This is a genomic window from Pseudomonas sp. HS6-2, from assembly GCF_049325675.2.
Lineage (GTDB): Bacteria > Pseudomonadota > Gammaproteobacteria > Pseudomonadales > Pseudomonadaceae > Aquipseudomonas > Aquipseudomonas putida_N.
On the sequence record NZ_CM143906.1, the window covers coordinates 965319 to 972552 of the forward strand.

Consider the following 7234-nt stretch of genomic DNA (forward strand, 5'->3'; position numbering starts at 1 on the left):
AGGTTGGGGGAGGTTGGATTTTGGGGTGTCCGTCTTGAGTCTTGTGGTGATGCGCAAATCCCAGCTGCAGGGATATTCCGAATCTGAAACCAAATACTTCAAGAGCGCAGGGGTGACTAACTATCCTACGCGCTCTGTCGGATGGCGTCTGATAGGCGGGGAACTGCTTCAGCGATAACCGAAGAGGTCGAACTTGCTTACCTAGAACCCGATAAAGGCATAGTAGACCGGTGCTTCAGCAGTGGTCTGCAATCCTCGACCCTGCAACTCATTCACCAGTTCAGGCTGCTCCACATGCAGCATCCACTCAGCCCCGTTCCCTGAGGACGCCTGCGCTAGCGCCCCGGCAAAGGCCGCCATGTCCGGTAGCCAAGCGGTAAACCCATTGCCCTTGAGCGCGCTGGTGGTCATCCCCAGTGCCTCGCAGATAGCCACCTTGGCCGCGATGTCGTCGCGATCCGCCTGCCGCGAAGCCTGCACCAGCGCCAGCAGCGTCGGGTCCACCGGCAGTGTGCCGTGGATCAGCACGGGCCCTTGCTCCCAGGCCTCGGGTGGGCAGTCCTTGTTCTCTGGCCGCAGCGGAATATGCGGATTGATTTCCACCGGGTAGATGCGACAGACCAGCGGTCGGTTTTCATAAATGGTGCACAGGTCATTGTCGTCGAGGTTGCGACAGCGCCCCGGGTTGAATGCGGCAAAGGTCACCGAAACGCGCACTTCGCTGCCGCCGCAAGGCACCGGATACGAGCGACGCAGCACATGCTCGCGCTGATCTACCGGCATCCCCGGCCCATCGGTCACGAAGCCTTCGATCAAGACCACCACCTGGCCACCGCCTGCAGTCCACTGACGCGCCTCGTCCAAGGTCAGCGGTACGTGGTGGCCGGTGCAGCACTTGCCACAACCGGTACAGGCAAAACGCAGGCTGTCGTTCACTTGTCGTCCGGGTTCCATTCGCTGATGTAGGCCTGCTGCTGCTTGCGGTCATACAGGCACAACTCGGTGCCGGTGCGTTGCTGCATATGGTTCTGTGGATAGACCCCTTCGATCAGCAGGGCGCTGAAACCAATCTGGTCATCGAACTCCGCTGGTTTGCCGCGGGCGTGGGCATCCTTGAACTGGCTGGCCTTGAGGCAGGCTTTGAGCATCTGCTGGCGTTGCTCGTTCCAGGCCTGGCTGCTGGAGGCCTGGGCAACACCGCTGAACAGGGCGCAGGCGATCAGGAGAGAGCTGAAAAACTTCATACGCGGTTCCGGGAGTTGATCCGAGGGGCGCGAATTATGCCCGAGTCACCCCTGGCGGCAAGCCTGGGAGTTTGTCGCTGAATATAACAACACGAGCTTCAGCGCTCGGCAAACACCACGGTCCGTGCCGCCGTCACCAGGCAGTCGGTCAGGTCGGGCGAAGAGAACTTGGTGAGGATGGCATTGGCCCCGGCCAGCTTGGCTTTCTCGCTGCTCATGGCGCTGTCCAGCGAGGTGTGCAGCAACACGTAGAGGTGCTGGAAGTCCGGGGTCTCGCGCAGGGTACGGGTGAAGGCGTAGCCATCCATCTCGGACATTTCGATGTCCGAGACGATGATGTTGATCTCTTGCGCGGTGCCTTGCAGCTCCAGCAGCACGTTCATCGCATCCTTGGCGCTGCGTGCGGTGTGGCAGTCGATGCCGAGGTTGCGCAGGGTGTGCACCGACTGTTGCAGCGCCACCTGGCTGTCGTCGACCACCAGGATGTTGGCGGCGGCCAGCAGGCTGGCGTCTTCCTCGCTCAATTCACCTGGCTGTGGCTCCGGCTCGGGCGGGGCGATGCCGTGGATGACCTTCTCGATGTCCAACACCTGAACGAGCGTGTTGTCGACCCGGGTCACGCCAGTGATGAACGATCGGTTGCCCGAGCCGAACGGCGGCGGCTTGATGTCGGTGCTCAGGCAATGGACGATGCGGCTCACCGCCTGCACGTGCAGGCCTTGGCGCGAGCGGCTGATCTCGGTGACGATCAGGCAGCCACCGTGCGGGTCGGCAAGCGGGCGTTCGCCGATGGCCCGGGACAGGTCGATCACCGACAGCGAGTTGCCGCGCAGGGTCGCCACGCCTTTCACGTGCGGGTGCGACTCGGGCAGCTTGGTCAGTGGCGGGCAGGGGATGATCTCGCTGACCTTGAGCAGGTTGATTGCCATCAGCTTCCCGCTGCGCAGGGTGAACAGCAGCAGCGACAGCGAGTCCGCGCGGGCATTTTGCGTGGCCATGGTGACCTTCGTGGGAGACAGGGGATACCGGGTTATCGGCCCAGGTCGTCCGGGCTTTAGTCCACCGTTCAGTTAACAGGGCCGAGATCTTGTAGGAGCGGGCTTGACCCGCGAAGCAAGCGACGCGGTGGATGGCACGGGCTTCGCCCGTGTTCGCGGGGCAAGCCCGCTCTTACAAGGGGCTGTGTTGCTTTGCGGTCAGCGTTCGCGCAGGGCCTCGCGGGCGCGGTTCAGTGGTTTGATCAGGTAATCGAGGATGGTCTTCTCGCCGGTACGGATATCCACCGTGGCAATCATCCCCGGCACGATCGCGAAGTGCTTGCCGGCCTTGTTGGTCAGGCTGTCCTGCTCGGTGCGGATGAACACCCGGTAGTAGTAGATCTCCGGTTTCACTTCGTCCTGCAGGGTGTCTGGCGATATCCCCACCACTTTGCCATCCAGCCCGCCATACACCGAGTAGTCATAGGCACTGATCTTGACCTTGGCCGCCTGGTCGGGGTGGATGAAGGCGATGTCCCGTGGGGCGATGCGCGTTTCGATCAGCAGGCGCTCGTCCATCGGCACGATCTTCATCACCTGCCCGCCAGGCTGCACCACGCCGCCCAAGGTGTTGACCTCGATGTCCTTGACGATGCCGCGTACCGGCGAACGCAGGGTCAGGCGGGTCAGCGAATCGCTGCGCCCGCGGATCACTTCCGACAGGCTGTCGGCTTCGGCACTGGCCTTGGCCAGCTCTTCACGCGCGCGCACCAGGTACTCGGAGCGGGCCTCATTGGCCTTGAGCTCCAGCTCCGAGCGCTGGCGGTTCAGGCGGATCACTTCGACCCGGCTGGAGGCGCCCATCTTGGCCAGGTTCTCGGTGATCTTCAGTTCCGCGCGCACCAGCCGCAGCGAATCCTCGATGCCGGCCAGGGTCTGCTCCAGGCCACGGCGGCGGGTTTCGTACAGCGCCGTCTCGGCATCGATCAGGTCGGGCGAATCGTGCAGGCTTTCAGGGAAGCTCAGCGGCTTGCCGGTGACCTCGGCTCGCAGGCGCGCCACGCTGGCCTTGGCCGCACGGTACTTGGCTTCGCTTTCGCCAACGCTGGACGCGGTCTTGGTCGGGTCAAGCTGGGCAAGCACCTGGCCGCGCTCGACCAGGTCACCTTCGGCCACGTTCATCTCGGCGACGATGCCGCCTTCGAACGACTGGATCACCTGCTCGCGTGAACTGGGGATCACCTTGCCGGTGCCGGTGGACACCTCGGTTACCTCGAACCAGGCGGCCCAGGCCAGGAACGCGGCGAGCATGATTGCGCAGATTGTGATGATGCGGCCGGCGCGCAGCACGGCCTGGTCGTCCTGGCCGTCCAGGTAGGAGGCGGGGAGTTCGTGGTTGCTCATGCCTGCGCTCCTTGCAGCTTGGCCAGGGCGGCGTCGCGTTTGTCGTCGATGACGATGCGCCCGCCGTCCAGCACGATGATGCGATCCACACGCTGTAGCACGCTGAGGCGGTGGGTAGCGATCACCAGAGTACGGCCCTGGCAGAAGCGATCGAGGTTATCCAGCAGCTTGCGCTCGGTGACGTCGTCGAGCGAGGCGGTGGGCTCGTCGAGCAGCAGCACCTGCGGTTGGCGAACCAGCAAACGTGCCAGCACCAAGGCCTGGCGCTGCCCGCCGGACAGGCCCACGCCGCCTTCGAGAATCAGATGGTCGAGGCCCTTGGGCAGGTGCCGGACGAAATCCAGAGCCCCGGTGGCGGCCAGCGCGGCTACCAGTTCCTGATCGCTGGCCTGGCCGGCGCCGAGGGTGAGGTTTTCCCGCAGGGTGCCGTGGAACAGCCGTGCGTACTGGGCCAGCAGGCCGACGTCACGGCGCAGGTCGGCCGGGTCGAGGTGGGCCATGGCAATGCCGTCGAGGCTGACTTCGCCCTGGCTCAGGTCCATGGCGCCGCCCAGTGCCTGCAGCAGGGTCGATTTGCCAGCACCGTTGCGCCCGAGCACAGCGATGCGCTCGCCGGGCTGGATGTCGAGCTGGCCGATGCTCAGCACCGGTTGCGCTTCCGGGCTGTAGCGGAAGTGGGCCTGGCGCAGCGCATATTCGCCACGGATCGCCGGCAGGTGCACGCGGGCCTCGCCTTCGGGGTGGTCGACCGGCGCCTGCATCAGTTTGTCCAGGCCTTGCAGGGCCACCTTGGCCTGCTGCCAGCGGGTCAGTACGTGGGTCAGTTGAGCCAGCGGTGCCATCATCCGTGACGACAGCATCGAGGCCGCCACCAGGCTACCGGTGGTGAGGTCGCCGGCAATCACCATCGGCGCGCCGATCACGATGACCACGGCAAACACCGCACCCTGCACGTTCTGGGTCCAGGTCACCAGGCCGTTGGTCAGGGTGCGCAGGCGCAGGCTGGTGTGCGCGCAGGCGGCGTTGTACTGGTTCCACTGGCGCTCGAAGCGCGCCTCGGCCTGCAGCGCCTTGATCTCGTCCAGGCCCTGGATGCTCTCCACCAGCATGGCGTTGCGCAGCGACGACTCGCGCATCGAGGCATTGGCCAGTGCCGCCAGACGTCGCTGCGCCAACAGCCCCGGGATGACCATGGCCAGCAGCGCCACCAGCGGGATGAACACCAGCACCCCGCCGATCAGCCAGAACACCAGCAGGAACAGCAGGAAAAACGGCAGGTCGGCTAAGGCCGTGGCGGTACTCGAAGTGATCAGGTCACGGATCGACTCCAGCTCGCGCAGCTGCGAAATGAACGACCCGGTGGATTTCGGCCGTGCCGAATTGCGCAGGCGCAGCGCGTGGCCGTAGACCAGGTCAGACACCCGCAGGTCGGCACGCTTGCCCAGCAGGTCGGTGACCTTCAGCCGCAGCAGGCGCATGCTGAAGTCGAACACCAGCGCCAGCACCACGCCGCCGAACAGCACGTACAGGGTCGGCAGGGACTCGGCGGGGATCACCCGGTCATACACCTGCATCGAAAACAGCACCCCGGCCAGGGCCAGCACGTTGGCCACCAAGGATGCGACCATCACCTGGCCATACGGGCGCAGGTCGCGCAGCACGATACGGGTGAACCAGTGGCGATCGTAGGGCGCGGTGTAGTCGTCGGTGCGCACATCGCGCAGCGGCCGTGCCGGGCGCATCAAGGCCACGCGGTTGATGCGCCCTTCGAGCGCTTCGCGAGGCAGGCGTGAGGTCAGGCGCTGGTCGCCGGCAAATACCACGGCCAGCTCGTTTTCCTCGGTCACCGCCTCGACGGTAGCCAACTGGCCATCGTCCAGTTCCAGCACCAGCGGCGTGCGCCACTGGCGCAGGGCCTTGGCGTCGTAGCGCACGAAGCGCAAGGTCAGCCCTGCCTGGCGCGCCATGTGCCGGAGGATTTCATCCAGCGGTCGCGCATCTTCGACTGCCGCCAGGCGAATGCGCTGGGGCGAAACATCCAGACGATAGTGGTGGGCGACCTGCAGCATCACTTCCAGCCAGGGGCCGAGATCAGGGCGGTGCACCACAGCCGGCTCCGGGTTCTGCGCCTGACCGGCCTGGGTCAGCTTGACGGTATCGTTCATGGCTCGATTTCCACCCCTTGCAGGTTGCGCCCTTCCAGCCCGAAGGCGGTACGCAGGGCGCCGGAGTTGTACAGGCAGTCGACATCCAGGCGCAGCAGGTCGGAGCGGGTGCCGGCGAGTTCGAAGCGTGACTGGTAGATCTCTTGCTCGGCGTTGAGCAGGTCGAGCAAGGGCCGGGTGCCCAGGTCCAGGTATTGCCTGCCATACAGTTCGCGGGCTTCCTGGATGCTGGCCTGGCGCGCTTCCAGCGAATTCAGGCGCCGGCCCAGCCCGGACGTCTGCGCCATGGCTTCGGCCAGGCCGCGGCGGGCCTGCAGGCGCGCGGCGTCTTCGGCGGAGTCGGCGGCGCTCAGTGCATGGCCGGCGGCGCGGCTGCGGGCGCTGATGGCGCCACCTTGGTAGATGGGCACCTCGACATTCAGATAGATGCCCGCCTGGGTACGGTCCAGGCTGCGGTTGTCGCGGTTGTAGTCGTTATCCAAGTAGTGATTGACCTGGGGTTGCAGCGACAGCGTGGGGTAGGCTTCGGCCTTGGCCTGGGCCAATTCGGCCTGAGACTGGGCGCGCAAGGCCAGGGCCATCAGCACGGCTGGCAAGCGGTCGCTGCCGCCTGAAGAGCGCTTGCACGCCTGGTTCAGCTCCGGTGGTGATGCCTCGGCCAGGGCCGGCGGTGCCACCCGGCCAAGCAGTTCGGCCAGGGTCGAACGCCAGCGTTCGTACTGCGACTGGTATTCCTCGAGGGTGGCGCGGGCGCCTTCCACCCGCGACTCGGCCTGGACCACATCGGAGCGGGTGCTGGCGCCCATGTCGCTGCGCTGGCGGGCCATGCCGGCGATGTCGCCGACGCCGCGGATCTGGTCGCGGGCGATGACCATCAGCTGTTCATAGCGACGGGTTTCGATCCAGGCGTAGGCGGTGTCGCGGGCGAGGTCGTCGACCACCAGCAGGATGTTGGCCTGGGCCCGGGTAGCGGCGGCCTGCGCGGCACTGACGGCATTGTCGACCTTGCCGAAGTCGTAGAGCATCTGCTTCAACGACAGATTCAGCGCCTGGCTGTTGCGGTCGCCGCCATAGCCGGTGTCATAACCGGTGCGCAGACCGCCGGAAATCTGTGGGTAGTAACCGGCACGGGCGACGTTGATGCCTTCGCCCTGCTTGTAGAGGTTGCCGACGGCTTCGGCGATGCTCGGGTGCCACTGCGCGGCGGTCAGCACCGCCTCGGCCAGCCCCAGGCGGTCGCCATTGTTGTTGGACTGCCCGGAAGGCGGGCGAGCGGGGATGGCGTCGGGCGCGTCGCGCATCAATGACGGCCCAATGGTGCGCAGTCTGGGGTCTATGTCATCGGCTGCCTGGGCAACCGGATTCAGGTTCAATACCAGGAGCCCGAAGGCTCCCAGCCACAGCGGTGACAGCGGACTGCTTCGCTTCACGAAATTCCCTTACT

6 protein-coding genes are annotated in these 7234 nt (G+C 65.4%); all 6 read right to left on the bottom strand.

Annotation, left to right across the window (positions count from 1 at the left end; all coding sequences use genetic code 11):
• Positions 1 to 201: 201 nt before the first annotated feature.
• Positions 202 to 936: a YkgJ family cysteine cluster protein gene (locus ACOKS3_RS04470; protein WP_103445653.1), complete on the bottom strand. Its 735-nt coding sequence runs from the start codon at positions 934 to 936 to the stop codon at positions 202 to 204.
• Complete coding sequence (locus ACOKS3_RS04475) at positions 933 to 1244, bottom strand: hypothetical protein (RefSeq protein ID WP_103445652.1); 312 nt, start codon at positions 1242 to 1244, stop codon at positions 933 to 935. Before ACOKS3_RS04475 ends, ACOKS3_RS04470 begins: the two co-directional genes overlap by 4 nt.
• A 98-nt stretch (positions 1245 to 1342) precedes the next feature.
• Positions 1343 to 2242: a chemotaxis protein gene (locus tag ACOKS3_RS04480; RefSeq protein WP_103445651.1), complete on the bottom strand. Its 900-nt coding sequence runs from the start codon at positions 2240 to 2242 to the stop codon at positions 1343 to 1345.
• Positions 2243 to 2440: 198 nt separating this feature from the next.
• Positions 2441 to 3625 (bottom strand): HlyD family type I secretion periplasmic adaptor subunit, encoded by a 1185-nt coding sequence (locus ACOKS3_RS04485; protein WP_103445650.1) that lies wholly within the window; start codon positions 3623 to 3625, stop codon positions 2441 to 2443.
• Entirely contained in the window at positions 3622 to 5790 is a 2169-nt protein-coding gene (locus ACOKS3_RS04490) for a type I secretion system permease/ATPase (RefSeq protein ID WP_103445649.1), read from the bottom strand. The genes ACOKS3_RS04485 and ACOKS3_RS04490 overlap by 4 nt, the downstream gene beginning before the upstream one ends.
• Entirely contained in the window at positions 5787 to 7220 is a 1434-nt protein-coding gene (locus tag ACOKS3_RS04495; protein ID WP_103445648.1) for a TolC family outer membrane protein, read from the bottom strand. Before ACOKS3_RS04495 ends, ACOKS3_RS04490 begins: the two co-directional genes overlap by 4 nt.
• Between the last annotated feature and the right edge of the window lie 14 nt (positions 7221 to 7234).